This is a genomic window from Nocardia sp. NPDC127579, assembly GCF_042672005.1.
Classification (GTDB): Bacteria; Actinomycetota; Actinomycetes; order Mycobacteriales; family Mycobacteriaceae; genus Nocardia.
This window is the reverse complement of record NZ_JBHXVZ010000001.1, coordinates 1,401,477-1,418,002: the sequence shown is the minus strand read 5'-3', so window position 1 is coordinate 1,418,002 and position 16,526 is coordinate 1,401,477. Positions and strand designations below refer to the sequence as shown.

Below are 16,526 nucleotides of genomic sequence, written 5' to 3'. Positions count from 1 at the left end.
ATTCCCATTGACCACTCCGAATCAGCCGAATGACGAGCGGCAGCACACCAACGGTGTGACCGAACGAATCGCACCGTCCCCGATTCCGCCGCGGCCGACATCACGGCCGGTCAGTTCGGCCGACGGGTCGAACGAAAATCCGGAGCAGCACAGCGAATTCACGTCCTCGGCGCCGGAGCATTCCGGCGCCGAAGGGCGCGACGCGCAACCGGAACCGGGCGGCGGCCAGGCGCAGTATCAGGAGGGCTGGTCGCAGCTTCCGCAGCGCGAACCGCAGTCCAACCTGTACCGGCCTGGGCAGTCACCGGTCACCGGCCGTCCCTCGGGCGGCCTGAACGGCGGCGGTGTGACCAATGCCCGGACCACCGCCGACCTGGCCGCCAAAGCCGCGCGCAAGGAAGCGGCGATGGTGAAATCCGTTGGTATCGACGGACCTACGCGCAGCATCGCGCGGCCGGAACTGATCAAGGACATGCCCGACCTGTCCGATATCCGGCATCCGCTGCCGCCGCAGGAATCCCATTCGCTGCCGCAGTACCACCCGGTGTCGCCCGCCGCGCCGGTCGCGGTGGCGGCCGCCGCCGCGGGGGAGCCACTGCGCGCCACCGTCCAGATTCGCCGGATCGACCCCTGGTCGACGCTGAAGATCTCGCTGGTGATCAGCGTCGCCCTGTTCTTCGTGTGGATGCTGGCGGTCGGCCTGCTCTACATCGTGCTCGAGGGCATGGGCGTGTGGGAGCGGCTGAACAACACCTTCACCGACATGGTGTCGCAGGACAGCGGGTCGATGGGGCTGATCGATGCCGGCACAGTCTTCGGCTACGCCGGTGTGATCGGCCTGATCAACGTGGTGCTGTTCACCGCGCTCGGCACCGTCGGCACCTTCATCTACAACCAGTGCTGCGATCTGGTCGGCGGTATCCAGGTCACCCTGGCCGACCCCGACTAAACCGGTTCCAGAGGCCGGTGCCAGCCCGGCATCGGCCTCTGACCAGCCGTTTTGGTTCATTCGGGTGCGTCGGGTAATCTTTGTCCTCGGCTCGGGTGATACACCACAAGGGTCGATACGGGCCTATAGCTCAGGCGGTTAGAGCGCTTCGCTGATAACGAAGAGGTCGGAGGTTCAAGTCCTCCTAGGCCCACCGTTTCACTCATAGGTGGCTCATGCTCATGGAGAGCATGAGCCTTTTTCGTTTCACTCGAGTTTCTTGGGGGCGGAGCCCCCAAACCCCACCCGGCGGGGCTTCGCCCCCCGGACCCCCCTTGTCGGTGTTGCGGGCGAGTAGGGTGGGGGCATGAAACTTCTTCTTACCGTTGGTATTGCGGTGGCTGTGCTCGTCGGGATCAGCAAGCTGCGTAAGCGTGACGACAATGACATGTGGCAGGAAGTCACCAACCGCTGAGTGAGGTTGCTCAGCTGGTGGGCCCCGGCTCCGCTCGTGTTTGACTCGGCAATTACCAGCCAGGTACCGTTTCGAGCGGTAAGGGGCCTTAGCTCAATTGGCAGAGCACTGCCTTTGCAAGGCAGGGGTTAGGGGTTCGATTCCCCTAGGCTCCACAAAGTTGGGAGGCGAGTGCTCGCGTAGAGCGCTCGCCTTACTTTGTTTCGCGATTTCTTTTGGGGGCCGAGCCCCCAAACCCCAGCCGGGGGCGAGCCCCCGGACCCCCGGCGGACGGGGTGCGTCAGGGGAGACGGTAGTCGGTGGGCTGCGGTGGTCGGTGGGCTGTGGTAGTCGGTGGGCTGCGGTGGGGTTATCGGTGGGTGGGGGTCAGGGGGATTCGGTCAGGGGGCCGTGGCGGTCCAGGTGTAGGTAGGTGTAGCCGGTGGTTATCAGGCAGACCGCGAACGCTGTGATCAGCATGGCCCAGCCGGGGACCGCGAGGCTGAGTAGGCCGCCGAGGAATGAACCCAGGGCGAACGCGGTGTACAGCAGGAAGTAGCCGAGCCAGTCGGCGTAGTCGCCGCCGCCGATGTGGCGTTCGATGCCTTGGCCGAGTTTCACCACGGTGCCGGTGACGTAGCTGAGCGGAATCGAGACCTCACCGTCCTTGACGAACGAGGTGTTCAGGGCGCCGACGCCGAACGCGACGAAAAGGATTGGCACGAACGCGATCCGGCTGCCGTCGTCGTCGTGCGCGACCAGGTACAGATCAGTGAACGCGGCCACGGCGAGGCTGACGGTGGTGAGCAGGGTCGGCCCGTGCGGGTGGCTTGTCCAGAAATGCCGGCGGCACCAGGAGGCGACGATGACGCCGGACAGGAACGACGCCAGCAGCGCGGCCGCGGCGACCGCCATATCGCGCTCGTCGTGGAAATGGCCGAGGATGGCTCGTTCGGTATTGCCGGTCATGAAGGTGACGAAGTAGCCGGCGGTATGCATGAACGCCGCCGCGCCGATCAGACCGGCCAGCGCGGCCAGCACCCAGGAGATCCTGGCTTCAGCGTCGAACAGGGCCCGTTTGCGCGCCGGATCCGGCTGCTTCACAGGTCAGGCTCCTCCCAGGCGTTGGGCAATGCCCAAGTCTGGCCTATCGGAGACGCGAATCGCGGCAGCCGAGCCGCGGGTTTCCGGCAGTTCGCCGGGAGCTCAGACCGCGGCCGCCTCGGCGCGGTCGTAGCTGTCGCGCGCGTGAGCGATCTCGCGCTGATGGGATTCGGTCCAATCCACCAGGGCCTGAATGGTTTCGTGCAGGCTCGCGCCGAGCGGGGTGAGTTCGTAGTCGACCCGGGGCGGCACCACCGGGTGCACGGTGCGGCGCACCAGCCCGTCGCGCTCCAGGTGCCGGAGCGTGCGGGTGAGCATGCGCTGGCTGATGCCGTCGATCTCCCGCCGCAGTTCGGTGAACCGCATGACCCGCCCGGCCAGCAGCGCGATCGCCAGCAGTGACCACTTGTCCGCGATCCGGTCCAGGATCTGGCGCACCTCGCAGTCGGCCCGCGTGTCCCACTGACGCGCCGGGTAGTCGCCGGTATCCGCGCAGTAACCGAGTGACTCGAAAGTGCCTTCTTCCATGGTCACCAATAGTGACGCATGATGGCGTCAGTTACAAGAAGTAACCGACCTACTCGAAGAGAACTATCTCGGAAGGACCTTTCGTCGTGAACGTTTACGCGGGCAAGAAGGCCGTGGTCACCGGTGGCACGCATGGCATGGGGCTGGCCATCGCCCAGGCGCTGCTCGATGGCGGCGCGGAGGTGGTACTCACCGGCCGCAATGAGCGGACACTGGAGCAGGCTCGAGCGGAGCTGGCAGGACGGCCGGCACACGTGCTGCGGTCGGACGCGGCGAGCCTGACCGAGATCGAGGCGCTGGGAGCGGAGGTGCAGCGCCGGCTCGGCGCGGTGGACGCGCTGTTCGTCAATCACGGCACCGCGGAGTTCCAGACCCTGGCGGAGCTGACCGAGGAGTCCTTCGACCGGCAGTTCGCGATCAACACCAAAGGCGCGTTGTTCACAGTGCGGCGCTTGGCGCCGCTGCTTGCCGACCACGGTTCGATCGTGTTCACCACCGTCGCCAACGATGTGATCTTCCCCGGGCTGAGTTCGTATTCCGGATCCAAAGAAGCGCTGCGCGCCATCGCGCAGGTGCTGGCGGCGGAGCTGCTGCCGCGTCGCATCCGAGTGAATTCGGTGGCGCCGGGGTTCATCGAGACGCCGACGATGGGCGTCGTGGGACTGACCGCGGCCGAGCGTGCCGACTTCCTGAAACAGGGCGAACAGAGTACTCCGTTGCGGCGCAACGGAACCGTGGCCGAGGTGGCCCGGGCGGCGCTGTTCCTGGCGTTCGAGGCCACCTTCACCACGGGAATCGAGCTGCCGGTGGACGGCGGCTGGGGACAGGGCCTCGGCGGGCACGCCGACGCCGCGTGAGCACGGAAGGCAACGATCATGAGCGCGAAAGTCGCGGAGTTCGGGGAGCTGGAGTCGGAGTTCGATGCCTATGTGGGGCGCATCGTCTACGCCACCATGGTGACGGTGGACGGGAAGAATCGGCCACGCACACGGGTACTGATCCCGATCTGGGAGAACGTGGACGGACAGCCGGTGGGCTGGCTGGCCACCTATCGGACGCCGGTCAAGGCGGCGCATATCGCGCGGAATCCGCATGTGAGCTTCTCGTACTGGGATCGGCGCAACGATTCGGTGGCGATCGACGCCGCCGCTGCGTGGGACGACGATATGGCAGTGCGTGAGCGGGTCTGGCGGCTGTACGCGCGGACCAGTCCACCCGGAGCCGGATATCCGCTCGGGCAGTTCTGGAGTTCGCCCGCGGATCCGACGCTGCATGTGATGCGGCTGGAGCCGTATCGGATCCAGGTGATTCGAGGACGCGATCTGCGCAGCCGGATCTGGACTCCGGTTCAGCGCCCGGCGGTGACGGCAGCGCGGGTTACCGTGCAGGAGTGAACGATGTGCTGGAGTTCGTGCTGACCGAACCGATTACCGCGCCCGCGCCCGCTGATCTCGATCAGGCGTGGGCCCGGCACGTGGCGGTCACGGGGTCGTTCGATCGCTCGGTCGATCGTGCGGTGGCGGGCGGATTCGCGGCCGATCGGCTGGGATTCGCGTTCCTGTCGGGGTATCAGGAGGCGCTGCGGCACCTGCTGCCGGAGCTGGCGGGCGTGGATATGCTGGCGGTGTCGGCGACCGAGGAGGGCGGCGCGCATCCTGCGGCGATCCGGACGGTGCTGGCGCCGCGTGGCGAGGGCTGGGTGGTGTGCGGCACCAAGACCTTCACGACGATGGGGGAGCGCGCACAGCGGCTGGTGGTGATCGCGGCCACCGGCGATGTGGTCGATGGCCGCCCATGCCTGCGGGCGGCGCTGGTCGAGGCCGATCAGCCCGGGGTGCGGGTGACCAACCGGCCGCCGCTGTCGATGGCGCCGGAGATCCCGCATGCCACAGTCATTTTCGAGGATGCGGCGGCGACCCTGCTGCCGGGTGATGGCTATACCGACTTCCTGAAGCCGTTCCGGACCGTCGAGGACGTGCATGTGCTGGCGGCGACGCTCGGCTGGCTGGTGCGGGTGGGCCGACTGGCGGCGTGGCCGCGGGAGGTGTCGCAGCGCTTGCTGGCGGCGGTGGCGATGGTGCGCGGCCTGGACCTGAGCCGGCCGGGGTCGCCGGGTACGCACATCGCGCTCGGCGGGGTTTTCGCGGAACTCGATCGGCTGCTGGCGAACTCGGCCGTGCTGTGGGAGCAGGTGCAGCCGGAGACGCGGGAGCGCTGGGAGCGGGATCGGGCGCTGCTGGCGGTCGCGGGGCGAGTGCGGGAGCAGCGTTTGGCGGCGGCCTGGCGTCGCGTGGAAGGCGAGTGACAACCCCCGGAAATGGGGAGCGGGCCTCGGCGAAGGGGGGGAGTTAGCCGAGGCCCGCGTAGGGTCGGCCCGGGGGGGAGGGGCCGACGTGAATGATCCTACGCGATGAATTGCGTTTGTGTGCGCGTGGGGATCGCCACTTTCGTAGATTTTTAGGTGGCGGGCTACTCGGGGTGGTCAGGCCGGACGTGGGCCGGGGCTGCCGGGTTGGTCGGCGCCGGTACGGTATCGGCTGCTTGTTTGCTAAAACCCTTGTACTCCAGGAAGTTTCACGTTTCGAAGCCCTGATCAAATGGAACTTCATCGGTTCGGATCGATCGTGCGGAGTGATCGCTGTCTGTCGCACAGCGGGATTCGGTGTGGCGCGTTCATCCGGATTCTGTCGCATTTGTCGCGTGTCACTTGCGGGTCGGGCATGTCGGCGGGCGCGTACCTGTCGGACCCAGGTGCGAGCATGACCAGATGTTCCGCTCGATAGTCGAGTATCGACCGCCGGGGAAACGGGTAGCGGCCTACGCACGCCCCGCGACCCGCGCGCGCGGGAGGATCGAGGTGGTCGCATCCCGCTCCGGTACCCCCGAGCACCGCCTGGATCGGGATGCGGCCTTCGACGTCTCCGGCGTGAACGGCGCACCCCGGCAGGGGGATGAAAATGTCGCTGCCAGGGACAATACTGACTCGGGTATCGATCGGCCTGCTTCGCGAACCATACGAAACTCAGGAGTGTCATGCCCGACGCAATAGTCGCCGAGGGTCTGGTCAAGCGTTACGGCCAGCTGGTCGCCCTCGATGGACTCGATCTATCGGTGCCCGAAGGCACCGTCACCGCCCTGCTCGGCCCCAACGGCGCGGGGAAGACCACCACGGTCCGCGTGTTCACCACCCTGCTGGTCCCGGACGCGGGCAGCGCCACCGTGGCCGGTATCGACGTGCTGCGCAATCCACAGGCGCTGCGCTCCCGCATCGGGGCATCGGGCCAGTATGCCGCGGTCGACGAGTACCTCACCGGATTCGAGAACCTCGAGATGGTGGGCCGGCTGTACCACATGGGCGTGCAGCGCAGTAAAGACCGTGCCCGCGAACTGCTGGACCGCTTCCGGCTCAGCGACGCCGCGGACCGTCCGGTCAAGGGTTACTCCGGCGGCATGCGCCGCCGCCTCGATCTCGCGGGCGCGCTGGTCGCCAATCCGCCGGTGCTGTTCCTGGACGAGCCGACCACCGGCCTCGATCCGCGCGCCCGGCTCGACCTGTGGGACGTCATCGAGGAGTTGGTCGCCGGCGGCACCACCCTGCTGCTCACCACGCAGTACATGGAGGAGGCCGATCGGCTCGCCGATTCCATCGCGGTGATCGACCACGGCCGGGTGATCGCGCGCGGTACCGCCGACGAACTCAAAACGCTGGTCGGCGGCGATCGCATCGAACTCACGGTCGGCGATCCCGCCGAGCTCGCGATCGCCGAGCAGGCGCTGAAAGGTCTGGCGGACGGCGAGATCCACATCGAGGCGGGCCTGCGCCGGATCACCGTTCCGGTCAGCAACGGGTCGCAGGCGCTGGTCGACGCGATCGGCCTGCTGGGCGCCAAGGACGTCCGCATCAATGATGTCGGGTTGCGCCGGCCCTCGCTCGATGATGTCTTCCTGACGCTCACCGGCCACGAGGCCGAGGACTACGTCAACGGCGACAGCGCGGAACTCCAGTCGGAAGGAACAGTCCGATGACCGAGCTGCGCAAGACCTCCGATGCCACCACCTTCGCCGAACCGCAGCGGCCCGGCCTGGGCGAGCGGCTGTCGTATCTGGTCAGCGACAGCCTGACCATCGCCAAACGCAATGTCATCAAGATCAAACGGGTACCCGACGTCCTGATCTTCTCGACACTGTCGCCGATCATGTTCGTGCTGCTGTTCGCCTACGTCTTCGGCAATGCGATCGCCGTGCCCGGCACCGAGGGCGGCTACCGCGAATTCCTGATCGCGGGCATCTTCGCCCAGACCGTGGTCTTCGGCGCCTCCTTCACCGGCGCCGGTCTGGCCGAGGACATGCAGAAGGGCATCATCGACCGCTTCCGGTCGCTGCCCATGGCGCCCGCCGCGGTGCTGTTCGGCCGCACCATCAGCGATGTCGTCATCAACCTGGTCAGCCTGGCCGTGATGTCGCTGACCGGATATGTGGTCGGCTGGCGCATCCGCGGCTCGATTCTGGACGCGGTGCTGGCCTATGTGCTGCTGTTGCTGTTCGCGTACGCGATCTCCTGGATCATGGCCGTGGTCGGCCTGCTGGTCCGCGCGCCCGAGGTATTCAACAATGCCAGCTTCATGGTGATGTTCCCGCTCACCTTCCTGGCCAACACCTTTGTGCCGCTGGAGAATCTGCCCAAGGTGCTGCGGGTGTTCGCCGAGTGGAATCCGGTGTCGGCGCTGACCCAGGCCACCCGCGATCTGTTCGGCAACACCAACCCGGCGGCGCCGCCGCCCTCGGACGCTTGGCCGATCCGGCATCCGGTGACCACATCGCTGGTGTGGGTGGTGGTGATCCTGGTGATCTTCGTGCCGTTGGCGCTGCGTCAGTACAAGCGCGCGGTCAGTCGCTGAGCGAGACCGGCTGCGGCGAACCGTTGCGCGAGTAGCCGATCCGCGGTGGCTCCGGGGCCACCGCGGGCGGCTGCGGCCGACGGCTACGCAGCACCCACGCCACGGCGGCGGCCATCCCGACGGCGAGTACGGCGACGAGGCGATTACGAGAACGTGCGGATACCAGTTGGCGCCCCAAGGTCATTCGACCACTCTGGCACAACCGCGACGTTCGCGCAGTAACGGCTGGTGGCCGGGCTGTGACGGGCGACGCGTCGGCGCGCTGGTTCGGGGGCGTGCACGCCGCGCGCGGCTAGCATGGCGTCGTGACCTCACCGATTCAGACTGCGAGCGCGACGCTGCACACCAACCACGGCGACATCAAGATCGCGTTGTTCGGCAATCACGCGCCTCGGACAGTGCGAAACTTCCTCGGCCTCGCGGATGGTTCGGCGGAGTACACCACGCCGAACGCGAGTGGCGGCAGCACCGGTCCGTTCTACGACGGCGCGGTCTTCCACCGGGTGATGGATGGGTTCATGATCCAGGGCGGCGACCCGGCCGGCACCGGTCGCGGCGGGCCCGGCTACGAATTCGGTGACGAGTTCCACCCGGAATTGCGCTTCGACCGCGGCTATCTGCTGGCCATGGCCAATGCGGGACCGGGCACCAACGGGTCGCAGTTCTTCATCACGGTCAGCCCCCAGCCGCACCTGAACCGCAAGCACACCATCTACGGTGAGGTCATCGACGTGGATTCGCGCAAGGTGGTCGACGCCATCGCGACCACCGCGACCGATCGCAACGACCGCCCGAAGGAGCCGGTCGTCATCTCCAAGATCACAATCGAGTGAGGCTATGAACCCGCAGCCGTCCGCACCCACGTGCGTTCGCCACCCTGACCGCCCCACCGGACTGGCGTGCACCCGCTGCGGGCGGCCGGCCTGCCCCGAATGTCTGCGGCCCGCCTCGGTCGGGCAGCACTGCGTCGACTGTGTGCGCGCCGGTCAGAAGGAGACCCGTCAGGTCAGAACCGTGGCGGGCGCCGTGGCCGGAAGATCCACGGTCCCGTACGTGACCTACGGGCTGATCCTGGTGAACGTGGTGGTGTACGCCATTACGGCGTTCCAATCCCGCGATCTGTTCGACAACGCCCAGGGCGGTACGACGTTCTTCACCTCGCGCCTGTTCTACGACTGGGTGCTGGTCCCGGCTGTGGTGTCCAACGGCGAGTGGATCCGCGTGATCGGTTCCGGGTTCCTGCACTACGGTCCGATTCACCTGGCGCTGAACATGTTCGCGCTGTGGGTCATCGGCCGCAGTCTGGAGCCGCCGCTGGGCAGGCTGCGATTCCTGGCTGTGTACCTGGTCTCGATGCTCGGCGGCGCGGCCGCCTGCATGCTCTTCCAAGGCCCGCTCGAAGCGACGGCCGGCGCGTCCGGCGCGGTGTACGGCCTGTTCGGCGCGATCACCGTGCTGCTGTTGCGCCTGCGGCAGAACGCCACTCAGATGTACATCCTGATCGGCATCAACCTGTTCATCAGCTTCTCCATCCCGCACATCTCGATCGCGGGGCATCTCGGCGGGCTGGTCGCGGGAACGCTGGCCGCACTGGGATTGCTGTTCCTGCCGGAACGGCTCGGCGCGAAAACCCAAGAGGCGGCGCGCAGTATCGGCTGGGCCAGCCTTGCCGTGATCGGACTGATCGCCCTGGCGATCATCGCCGCCCGTGCGATCACACTCGGCTGAGCATGGCGCGGCCTTGCTTCACGTGAAACGTCGGGCGTTCAGGCCAGGCGAGCCAGGCCGTGTTCGACCAGGGTGTCGAACACGTCTTCGGGCCGGGTCCCCAGATCCCAGCGGCCGAAGATGAGCAACCGTTCGGAGCCTTCATCGTCGACGTCGATCTCGAGCATCGGCAGTTTGCGGCCCAGTCGGCGGTAACCGACGATGCGGGCGCGCATGATCTGCTCGCTGGTGTACTCGGCGGTGCCGAATACCGAACGGACAACCAGACGCGGGTGCGCGCCGGGCAGGATGGCCAGCCGGGGTCGCTGCCGGAAACCGAGCAGGGCCAGACCCAGCAGACCGGTGGCGGCAAGCCCGATGAGCAGTCGGCTGGCGCCATCGGTGCTGAGTACGGCCGCGCCGGTGAGAATCACGCCACCCACGGTGACCGCGATCAATGTGGGTGTGGGTGTGGCCCAGGTCAGGGTCGGCGGTGGAATCGAAGCTTCCGGTTCCATGCGGCCGCTACCCCAATCCTCAAGCTCAGATTCAGTGTTGTCCCCACCTTTATCCACAGGTTGGGGATTAATGACATGTCTGTGATCAGCGCCAGCGCATGGTCATGATCAGGCCGACCACCATGAGGCCGAAACCGATCAGGAAGTTCCAGGCGTTGAGGTCGTTCATCCAGGTGATCTTCTCGGCCGCCAGGTAGTAGACCAGCAGCCAGACCAGCCCGGCCACCATGAAGCCCAGCATGATCGCTACGTACCAGATCGGCGACGGGCCGACGCCCTTGACCTTGACCGGAGTCCGGCTGGCGGGATTGATCGTGTAGTCGGTCTTCTTACGGACCTTCGACTTGGGCATGACATCCTCGTGTTTGGCGTGCAGATCAGTACCGGCGAGTGTGCCACCAGGCTATCCCACCTGCGAATTGAAATAGGCACCCTCCCGAAGAAGCAGTACCCTCGTGCGCATGCGCGTACTCGTCGTCGACAACTACGACAGCTTCGTCTTCAACCTGGTCCAGTATCTGGGTCAGCTCGGGGCCGAGGCCGTGGTCTGGCGCAACGACGATCCGCAACTCGCCGATGTCGATGCCGTTGCCGCCGCGTACGACGGCATTCTGATCAGCCCGGGCCCCGGCTCGCCCGATCGCGCCGGTGCGAGCATCCCGCTGGTGCGCGCGTGCGCGCGGCTCGCGACTCCGCTGCTCGGCGTGTGCCTCGGCCACCAGGCCATCGGTGCGGCGTTCGGCGCCACCGTCACCCGGGCGCCGGAGTTGCTGCACGGCAAGACCTCGCTGGTCTTCCACAGCGGCACCGGTGTGCTGGCCGGGCTGCCCGACCCGTTCACCGCCACCCGCTACCACTCACTGACCGTGCCGGAGGACACGCTGCCGGCCGAGATCGAGGTCACCGGCCGCACCGAATCGGGGATCGTCATGGCCATGCGCCACCGCGAGCTGCCGATCCACGGCGTCCAGTTCCATCCCGAATCCGTACTCACCCAGGGCGGGCACCGCATGCTCGCGAACTGGCTCGAGGTCTGCGGTGACCGTCCGGCCGAGGGGCTGGTCGAGATGCTCGAATCGGAGGTCGCTGCGCTGGTGACGCAGTGACGCCGAGCTCACCCGCCCGTCCCCGGCGCCCGCGGGTGGTGCTCTCGGTCGCGGTAAGCCTGGACGGCTATATCGATGACGCCGGCCCTGAACGACTGAAACTCTCCGACGCCGCCGATTTCGACCGGGTCGATCAGGTCCGCGCCGATTCCGACGCCATCCTGGTCGGAGCTCAGACGCTGCGGCGCGACAATCCGCGATTGCTGGTGAACAGTGCCGAGCGCCGCGCCGCGCGGGTCGCGGCGGGAAAGCCGGAGTTTCCACTGAAGGTGACGATCACGGCCACCGGCGAGCTGGATCCGGCCTGGCGGTTCTGGCAGCACGGCGGCGACAAGCTGGTCTACACCACCGATCACGGCGCGGCGCGGCTCGGTGATCGGCTGGCCGGGCTCGCCGAAGTAGTCGGCCTCGGTCCGGAAGTCGAGCTCGAGGCCCTGCTGGACGATCTCGGCCGACGCGGTATCGGTCAACTGATGGTCGAGGGCGGCACCCGAATCCACACTGGATTCCTGGCCGCCGATCTCGCCGACGAACTGCACGTGTCCGTCGCGCCGATCCTGGTCGGTGACTCCGCCGCGCCCCGGTTCGTCGACCCCGCCGCGTTCCCGGGTGCACCGCACCGCCGTCTACGCCTGACCGGGCTGGAGCGCGTGGGAGACATGGCCGTTCTGCGTTACACCCGCTGAGGGCAGGGCGGGCCTACGGCATCCGTACTGTGGCTGCGGCGGTGAGCTGAGCGTCACCGCGACGGGTGATAGGAAGAATCAGCGTGACTCGGCGTCGCGTCGGGCAGATCGCAGTCGGATTTCGGAAACGCGGACGCCAAGCTGTTGCCGCGCCCGAGCACGAGGACAAGGACCACCGCAGATGCACGACGACCAGTTCATGCTCAGGGCAATCGAACTCGCACGCCAGTGTCCGCCGAGTGCCACGGCGTTCTCTGTTGGCGCGGTAATCGTGGCGGACGGGGCGGAGATCGCGACGGGGTATTCCCGCGAAACCGATGACAAGGTGCATGCCGAGGAGTCCGCGCTGAACAAACTCGGTGACGACGATCCTCGCCTGGCCCGGGCGACCATCTACAGCACGCTGGAACCGTGTTCGCAGCGGGCGAGCGCGGGACGGGCGCCATGCACGGAACGGATTCTGCGCGCGGGCATTCCGCGGGTGGTCATCGCGTGGCGGGAGCCGACGACGTTCGTGACCAACTGTGTGGGGGTCGAGCGGTTACGGCAGGCGGGGGTCGAGGTGCTGGAGCTGGCTGAACTCGCCGACGCGGCGATGGCCATGAACCGGCACCTCGACCTGTCCTAGCTCAGGGCCGGCCGTAGATGGAATTGACCCACTCGCCGAGCTGATTGTCGTCGAGATGCTTGGCCAGGTCGGCTTCGCTGATCATGCCGACGAGCTTCTTCTCGTCGTCGATGACCGGAACCCGCTTGATCCGGTGGCCTTCCATCTCGTCGAGCACCTCCTCGACGTCGGCGTCGGCGGGCACCCAGCGGGGCGTGGCCTCGCAGAGGTCGCCTGCCTTGGTGGCGCCCGGCGATTTGCCCTGGGCGATGCATTTCACAACGATGTCGCGGTCGGTGATGATGCCGCGCATACGCTCGTTGTCATCGGAGACGATCAGGCAGCCGACGCCGAGCTCGGCCATGAGCCGGGCCGCCTTGCCGAGGGTGTCGTCGGTGGAGATCCAGTGCGCGCCGGGACGCATGATGTCGCGGGCGGTGGTCATGGGGCTACCTCCAGTTGCGTAGACGCATTCGGATGAGCAGCCCCATTCTCGCCTCGTTGCTCGACGGGGATTCGAGTTTTCCCGAAAGTAACTATGTGCCCTGCGTGGGATCGGTCATGGCACCCCGATAGCCCCGACATTGATGGTGATCGTGGCGTTCTTGGCCAGCGCGGCACCGGTTGCCGGTGATTGTCCCAGGATCCTGCCGACCTGGCCGGCATCCAAGGTGCGTTGTGGCTGCTGGATGATCTGGCTGGTGCTGCCGGTCCAGCCCTTCTCGCGCAGCATCTCCACCGCCTGCGACGGGGTCAGGCCGACGATGCTGGGCATGACGATCTCGCCGCTGGAGACCTGTACGGTCACCGTGGAACCCTTGTCGGCCTGGCTGCCGCCCGCCGGACTGGTCGAGAGCACCTCGCCCTTGGGCTTGGAGGACGGGACCTCGTCGATCGCGACCTTGAAACCGGCGCCACCCTCCCCGAGGTTCGGCTGGGCCTGGCTGATGTCCTGGCCGACGACCGTGGGCACGCGGACCTTCTCCGGGCCGTCGCCGATCACGATGACGATCAGACGATCCACATCGACCTTCGACCCCTCGGGGGGCTCGGTGCCGATGACCTTGTCCTTCTCCTGCTGGCTGGACGGTTTACGACTGGCGTTCGGGTCTATCCGGAGGCCGACATCGCCGAGCTTGCGCTCGGCCTCCTCCTGGCTCAGCCCGATCAGGCGCGGCACCGGCACCTGGGCCGGGCCGATCGACACCACCAGGGTGACGGTCGAACCCTCGTCGATCCGGGAACCACCCAGCGGCTGGGTGGCGATCACATTGCCCTGGGCGATCTTGCTGTCCGCCTTCTGCTCGCTGGCGACCTTGAAGCCGAGCTGTTGCAGCGCGTCGCGCGCCTGGTTCTGTGATTTGCCCGAAAGGTCGGGAACGGCCACCTGATCCGGTTGACTTCCGGGCCCGATCAACACCCAGAGCAGCGCGAACACCACGGCGACGGCCGCGGCGGCGCCGACCACCATCCAGGTGCGGCGGGTGCCGCCGGGATCGGCGGCTTCCTGCTCGGCCGTGTCGTCGCGGCGTTCGACCATGCGGTAGCCGCGCGGAGCCGGTTCATCGGAATCGAACGCGGTGGTGCGGTCCTCCTCCGTCATGACCATCGGCGCGCTCGGCTTCTGACCGCCGAGCACCCGGATCAGGTCGGCGCGCATCTCTGCCGCGGTCTGATACCGGTTGGCCGGGTTCTTGCTCATCGCCTTGAGGATCACCGAGTCGAGCTCGCGTGGCACGCCCGAGTGGACGCGCGAGGGAAGTCTTGGGTCCTCGCGAACATGCTGGTATGCCACCGCCACCGGTGAATCACCGGTGAAAGGCGGTTCACCGGTAAGTATCTCGAAGAGCACGCAGCCGACGGAGTACACGTCCGAGCGCGCGTCCACGGTCTCGCCGCGGGCTTGCTCGGGCGAAAGGTATTGCGCGGTACCGATGACGGCCGCGGTCTGGGTCATCGGATTGGAGCTGTCGGCGAGTGCGCGCGCGATGCCGAAGTCCATCACCTTCACCGCGCCGGCCCGGTTGATCATGATGTTGGCGGGCTTCATATCGCGGTGCACGATCCCGGCCTTGTGGCTGAAATCCAGTGCGGCACAGACGTCGGCGACGACCTCCATGGCGCGGCGCGGCGGCAGCGGGCCGTCTCCGCGCACCAGATCGCGCAGCGTATCGCCGTCGACGTACTCCATCACGATGTAGGGCAGCGGGCCGCCGTCCACCTCGGCCTCGCCGGTGTCGTAGACCGCGACGATGGCCGGATGGTTCAGGGCGGCCGCATTCTGCGCCTCGCGCTTGAAGCGCAGGTAGAACGTGGGGTCGCGGGCGAGGTCCGCGCGCAGCACCTTGATCGCGACATCACGGCTCAACCGCAGATCACGGGCCTTGTGTACTTCGGACATACCGCCGAATCCGATGATCTCGCCGAGCTCGTAGCGAGACGAGAGATTCTTCGGGGTCGTCATGGTTGTCCTTGTGAAGGAGTAGACGCGCTACGAGTGGTCGAGGGAGCCTGGGCGCCAGGACTTTCCGGAAATGGTAATTCCAGAGTGGGGAAGACCGGGGGCCGGGGCGTCGTCTTGGTCGGCTTGGTGGTGCTGGGTTTCGTCGTCTTCGACGGCTTGGTCGTCGAGGTCGGCGGTTCCGAGGTGGTCGTGGTCGGTTCCGGCGTTGTGGTCGGCGGTTCCGTCGTGGTGGTGGTCGGCGGCACGGTCGTGGTGGTGACCGGCGGCGGGGGAGCGGGCTCGGTGGTCGTGGTGACCGGCGCCTTGGTCGTGGTCGGCGGGAGCAGTGTGGTGGTTACGACCGGACGGTCGGGCTGCGGATTGGTGTCACCGCCGAACGCCAGCCAGGTCGCGGCGCCGCCGAGCAGTACCGCGCCGATTCCGAGGCCCACCAACCACTTCTGGGTATTGGTGAGCCCGGCGGGCTTCGGCGGCACCGGCGCGGCCGTGCCCGGGTTCATGGCGGTCTCCGGCGCGCGGTAGGCGCCCGCGGTGCCGCCGTTGTACGGCACGGTCGGGCCGTCCTGCTGCGAGGCCGGCAGGATCACGGTCGGGCCGGGCGGCAGTACGCGGGTGGCGCCCTCGGTGAACGCGCCGGTACCCGGAGCGGCGGTGGCGCCCAACGGTTCCGGCGGACGATGCCCGGCCCGCACCGCGGCCACCGCGTCGGCGAATTCGCCGCCGCTGGCGTAGCGCTGATTCGGGTCCTTGCGCATGGTGATCTCGATGAGCTCGCGCACATGCGGCGGCAGATCCGCGGGCATCGGCGGCGGCGCTTCGCGGACATGCTTCATGGCGACGGTGATCGCACCGTCACCGGTGAACGGCCGCTGCCCGGCCAGCGCCTCGTAGCCGACGACGCCGAGCGAATACACGTCGCTGGAGGCGGTCGCGTCCTCGCCGACAGCCTGCTCGGGCGCGATGTACTGGGCGGTGCCCATCACCATGCCGGTCTTGGTGACCGGAGAGGCGTCCACCGCCTTGGCGATGCCGAAGTCGGTGATCTTCACCTGGCCGGTCGGCGTGACCAGGATGTTGCCCGGCTTCACATCGCGGTGTACGACGCCTGCGGCATGGGCGACTTCGAGCGCGCGGCCGGTCTGCTCGAGCATGTCCAGGCCCTGCATCACCGAGAGCCGGTTGAGCCGGTTGAGCACGGTGTTCAGCGGCTCGCCCTGCACCAATTCCATGACCAGGTAGGCGGTTTCACCCGCGGACGGGTCGTAGGTCTCGCCGTAGTCGTAGATCCCGGCGATCCCGGAATGGTTCAGCTGGGCGGTGGTCTTGGCCTCGGTGCGGAACCGCTGCCGGAAGGTGGGGTCGGCGGAGAACTCCGCCTTGAGCACCTTCACCGCGACCCGGCGGTCCAGCCGGGTGTCCAGAGCCTCCCAGACCTGACCCATACCGCCCGTGGCGATGAGCCGTTGCAGGCGGTAGCGGTCGGCGATCATCGCGCCGTTGTTCAGCATCGGGGACTCCGTACATTC

General features: G+C 67.3%; 20 protein-coding genes and 2 tRNA genes. 14 read left to right on the top strand and 8 right to left on the bottom strand.

Annotated features, from left to right (window positions below; all coding sequences use genetic code 11):
• The first annotated feature begins 7 nt into the window (after positions 1-7).
• The 4 genes from ACFVMC_RS06095 (at position 8) to ACFVMC_RS06080 (ending at position 1,558) form a co-directional block, all read left to right on the top strand.
• Positions 8-949, top strand: coding sequence for a DUF3566 domain-containing protein (locus tag ACFVMC_RS06095; RefSeq protein WP_379207301.1), 942 nt, complete (start codon positions 8-10; stop codon positions 947-949).
• Between the two features lie 119 nt (positions 950-1,068).
• Positions 1,069-1,142, top strand: a tRNA-Ile gene (locus ACFVMC_RS06090).
• Between the two features lie 153 nt (positions 1,143-1,295).
• A complete protein-coding gene (locus ACFVMC_RS06085; RefSeq protein ID WP_379207299.1) occupies positions 1,296-1,403 on the top strand; it encodes a DLW-39 family protein in 108 nt (35 codons plus the stop codon).
• 82 nt (positions 1,404-1,485) lie between these two features.
• Positions 1,486-1,558, top strand: a tRNA-Ala gene (locus ACFVMC_RS06080).
• A 211-nt stretch (positions 1,559-1,769) separates the two neighbouring features.
• Here the strand turns inward: ACFVMC_RS06080 and ACFVMC_RS06075 are convergent.
• Both ACFVMC_RS06075 and ACFVMC_RS06070 read right to left on the bottom strand, forming a co-directional pair.
• Positions 1,770-2,486, bottom strand: a complete 717-nt coding sequence (locus ACFVMC_RS06075; RefSeq protein WP_379207298.1) for a YoaK family protein — start codon at positions 2,484-2,486, stop codon at positions 1,770-1,772.
• A 102-nt stretch (positions 2,487-2,588) separates the two neighbouring features.
• Positions 2,589-3,014 carry a winged helix-turn-helix transcriptional regulator gene (locus ACFVMC_RS06070; protein ID WP_379207296.1) on the bottom strand — a complete coding sequence of 142 codons (426 nt, stop codon included), beginning with the start codon at positions 3,012-3,014 and terminating at the stop codon, positions 2,589-2,591.
• 86 nt (positions 3,015-3,100) lie between these two features.
• On the opposite strand from ACFVMC_RS06070, the gene ACFVMC_RS06065 reads away from it, so the two are divergent.
• The 5 genes from ACFVMC_RS06065 to ACFVMC_RS06045 all read left to right on the top strand — a co-directional run bounded on the left by ACFVMC_RS06065 (position 3,101) and on the right by ACFVMC_RS06045 (position 7,912).
• Positions 3,101-3,871 carry an SDR family oxidoreductase gene (locus tag ACFVMC_RS06065; protein ID WP_379207294.1) on the top strand — a complete coding sequence of 257 codons (771 nt, stop codon included), beginning with the start codon at positions 3,101-3,103 and terminating at the stop codon, positions 3,869-3,871.
• An 18-nt stretch (positions 3,872-3,889) separates the two neighbouring features.
• Positions 3,890-4,408: a pyridoxamine 5'-phosphate oxidase family protein gene (locus tag ACFVMC_RS06060; RefSeq protein WP_379207293.1), complete on the top strand. Its 519-nt coding sequence runs from the start codon at positions 3,890-3,892 to the stop codon at positions 4,406-4,408.
• A complete protein-coding gene (locus ACFVMC_RS06055) occupies positions 4,405-5,319 on the top strand; it encodes an acyl-CoA dehydrogenase family protein (protein WP_379207291.1) in 915 nt (304 codons plus the stop codon). Before ACFVMC_RS06060 ends, ACFVMC_RS06055 begins: the two co-directional genes overlap by 4 nt.
• Before the next feature lie 728 nt (positions 5,320-6,047).
• Positions 6,048-7,040 (top strand): ATP-binding cassette domain-containing protein, encoded by a 993-nt coding sequence (locus tag ACFVMC_RS06050; RefSeq protein ID WP_379207289.1) that lies wholly within the window; start codon positions 6,048-6,050, stop codon positions 7,038-7,040.
• Positions 7,037-7,912, top strand: a complete 876-nt coding sequence (locus tag ACFVMC_RS06045) for an ABC transporter permease (RefSeq protein WP_379207288.1) — start codon at positions 7,037-7,039, stop codon at positions 7,910-7,912. Before ACFVMC_RS06050 ends, ACFVMC_RS06045 begins: the two co-directional genes overlap by 4 nt.
• Here the strand turns inward: ACFVMC_RS06045 and ACFVMC_RS06040 are convergent.
• Positions 7,902-8,096 (bottom strand): hypothetical protein, encoded by a 195-nt coding sequence (locus ACFVMC_RS06040; RefSeq protein WP_379207286.1) that lies wholly within the window; start codon positions 8,094-8,096, stop codon positions 7,902-7,904. The two genes, ACFVMC_RS06045 and ACFVMC_RS06040, sit on opposite strands and share 11 nt — an antisense overlap.
• A 121-nt stretch (positions 8,097-8,217) precedes the next feature.
• On the opposite strand from ACFVMC_RS06040, the gene ACFVMC_RS06035 reads away from it, so the two are divergent.
• Together ACFVMC_RS06035 and ACFVMC_RS06030 are read left to right on the top strand one after the other, a co-directional pair.
• Positions 8,218-8,745: a peptidylprolyl isomerase gene (locus ACFVMC_RS06035; protein ID WP_379207284.1), complete on the top strand. Its 528-nt coding sequence runs from the start codon at positions 8,218-8,220 to the stop codon at positions 8,743-8,745.
• Between the two features lie 4 nt (positions 8,746-8,749).
• On the top strand, positions 8,750-9,640 hold the full coding sequence (locus ACFVMC_RS06030; RefSeq protein WP_379207282.1) for a rhomboid family intramembrane serine protease: 891 nt from the start codon (positions 8,750-8,752) through the stop codon (positions 9,638-9,640).
• Positions 9,641-9,678: 38 nt separating this feature from the next.
• Here ACFVMC_RS06030 and ACFVMC_RS06025 read toward each other — a convergent pair whose 3' ends face one another.
• Together ACFVMC_RS06025 and crgA are read right to left on the bottom strand one after the other, a co-directional pair.
• Positions 9,679-10,137 (bottom strand): PH domain-containing protein, encoded by a 459-nt coding sequence (locus ACFVMC_RS06025; protein ID WP_379207280.1) that lies wholly within the window; start codon positions 10,135-10,137, stop codon positions 9,679-9,681.
• A gap of 85 nt (positions 10,138-10,222) precedes the next feature.
• On the bottom strand, positions 10,223-10,489 hold the full coding sequence (gene crgA / locus ACFVMC_RS06020) for a cell division protein CrgA (protein ID WP_379207278.1): 267 nt from the start codon (positions 10,487-10,489) through the stop codon (positions 10,223-10,225).
• A 109-nt stretch (positions 10,490-10,598) separates the two neighbouring features.
• On the opposite strand from crgA, the gene ACFVMC_RS06015 reads away from it, so the two are divergent.
• From ACFVMC_RS06015 to ACFVMC_RS06005, 3 genes are all read left to right on the top strand, one after another.
• Complete coding sequence (locus tag ACFVMC_RS06015; protein WP_379207276.1) at positions 10,599-11,243, top strand: aminodeoxychorismate/anthranilate synthase component II; 645 nt, start codon at positions 10,599-10,601, stop codon at positions 11,241-11,243.
• Positions 11,240-11,929, top strand: a complete 690-nt coding sequence (locus tag ACFVMC_RS06010) for a RibD family protein (RefSeq protein WP_379207274.1) — start codon at positions 11,240-11,242, stop codon at positions 11,927-11,929. Before ACFVMC_RS06015 ends, ACFVMC_RS06010 begins: the two co-directional genes overlap by 4 nt.
• 181 nt (positions 11,930-12,110) lie before the next feature.
• Complete coding sequence (locus tag ACFVMC_RS06005) at positions 12,111-12,557, top strand: deaminase (RefSeq protein WP_379207272.1); 447 nt, start codon at positions 12,111-12,113, stop codon at positions 12,555-12,557.
• A 1-nt stretch (position 12,558) separates the two neighbouring features.
• Here the strand turns inward: ACFVMC_RS06005 and ACFVMC_RS06000 are convergent, their stop codons facing one another.
• The 3 genes from ACFVMC_RS06000 to ACFVMC_RS05990 form a co-directional block, all read right to left on the bottom strand.
• The gene (locus ACFVMC_RS06000; protein ID WP_379207270.1) at positions 12,559-12,981 is read right to left on the bottom strand and encodes a CBS domain-containing protein; all 423 of its coding nucleotides are present in this window, start codon (positions 12,979-12,981) and stop codon (positions 12,559-12,561) included.
• 114 nt (positions 12,982-13,095) lie between these two features.
• Positions 13,096-15,000, bottom strand: coding sequence for a Stk1 family PASTA domain-containing Ser/Thr kinase (gene pknB / locus ACFVMC_RS05995; protein ID WP_379207268.1), 1,905 nt, complete (start codon positions 14,998-15,000; stop codon positions 13,096-13,098).
• Positions 14,997-16,508, bottom strand: a complete 1,512-nt coding sequence (locus tag ACFVMC_RS05990; RefSeq protein ID WP_379207266.1) for a protein kinase — start codon at positions 16,506-16,508, stop codon at positions 14,997-14,999. The genes pknB and ACFVMC_RS05990 overlap by 4 nt, the downstream gene beginning before the upstream one ends.
• Between the last annotated feature and the right edge of the window lie 18 nt (positions 16,509-16,526).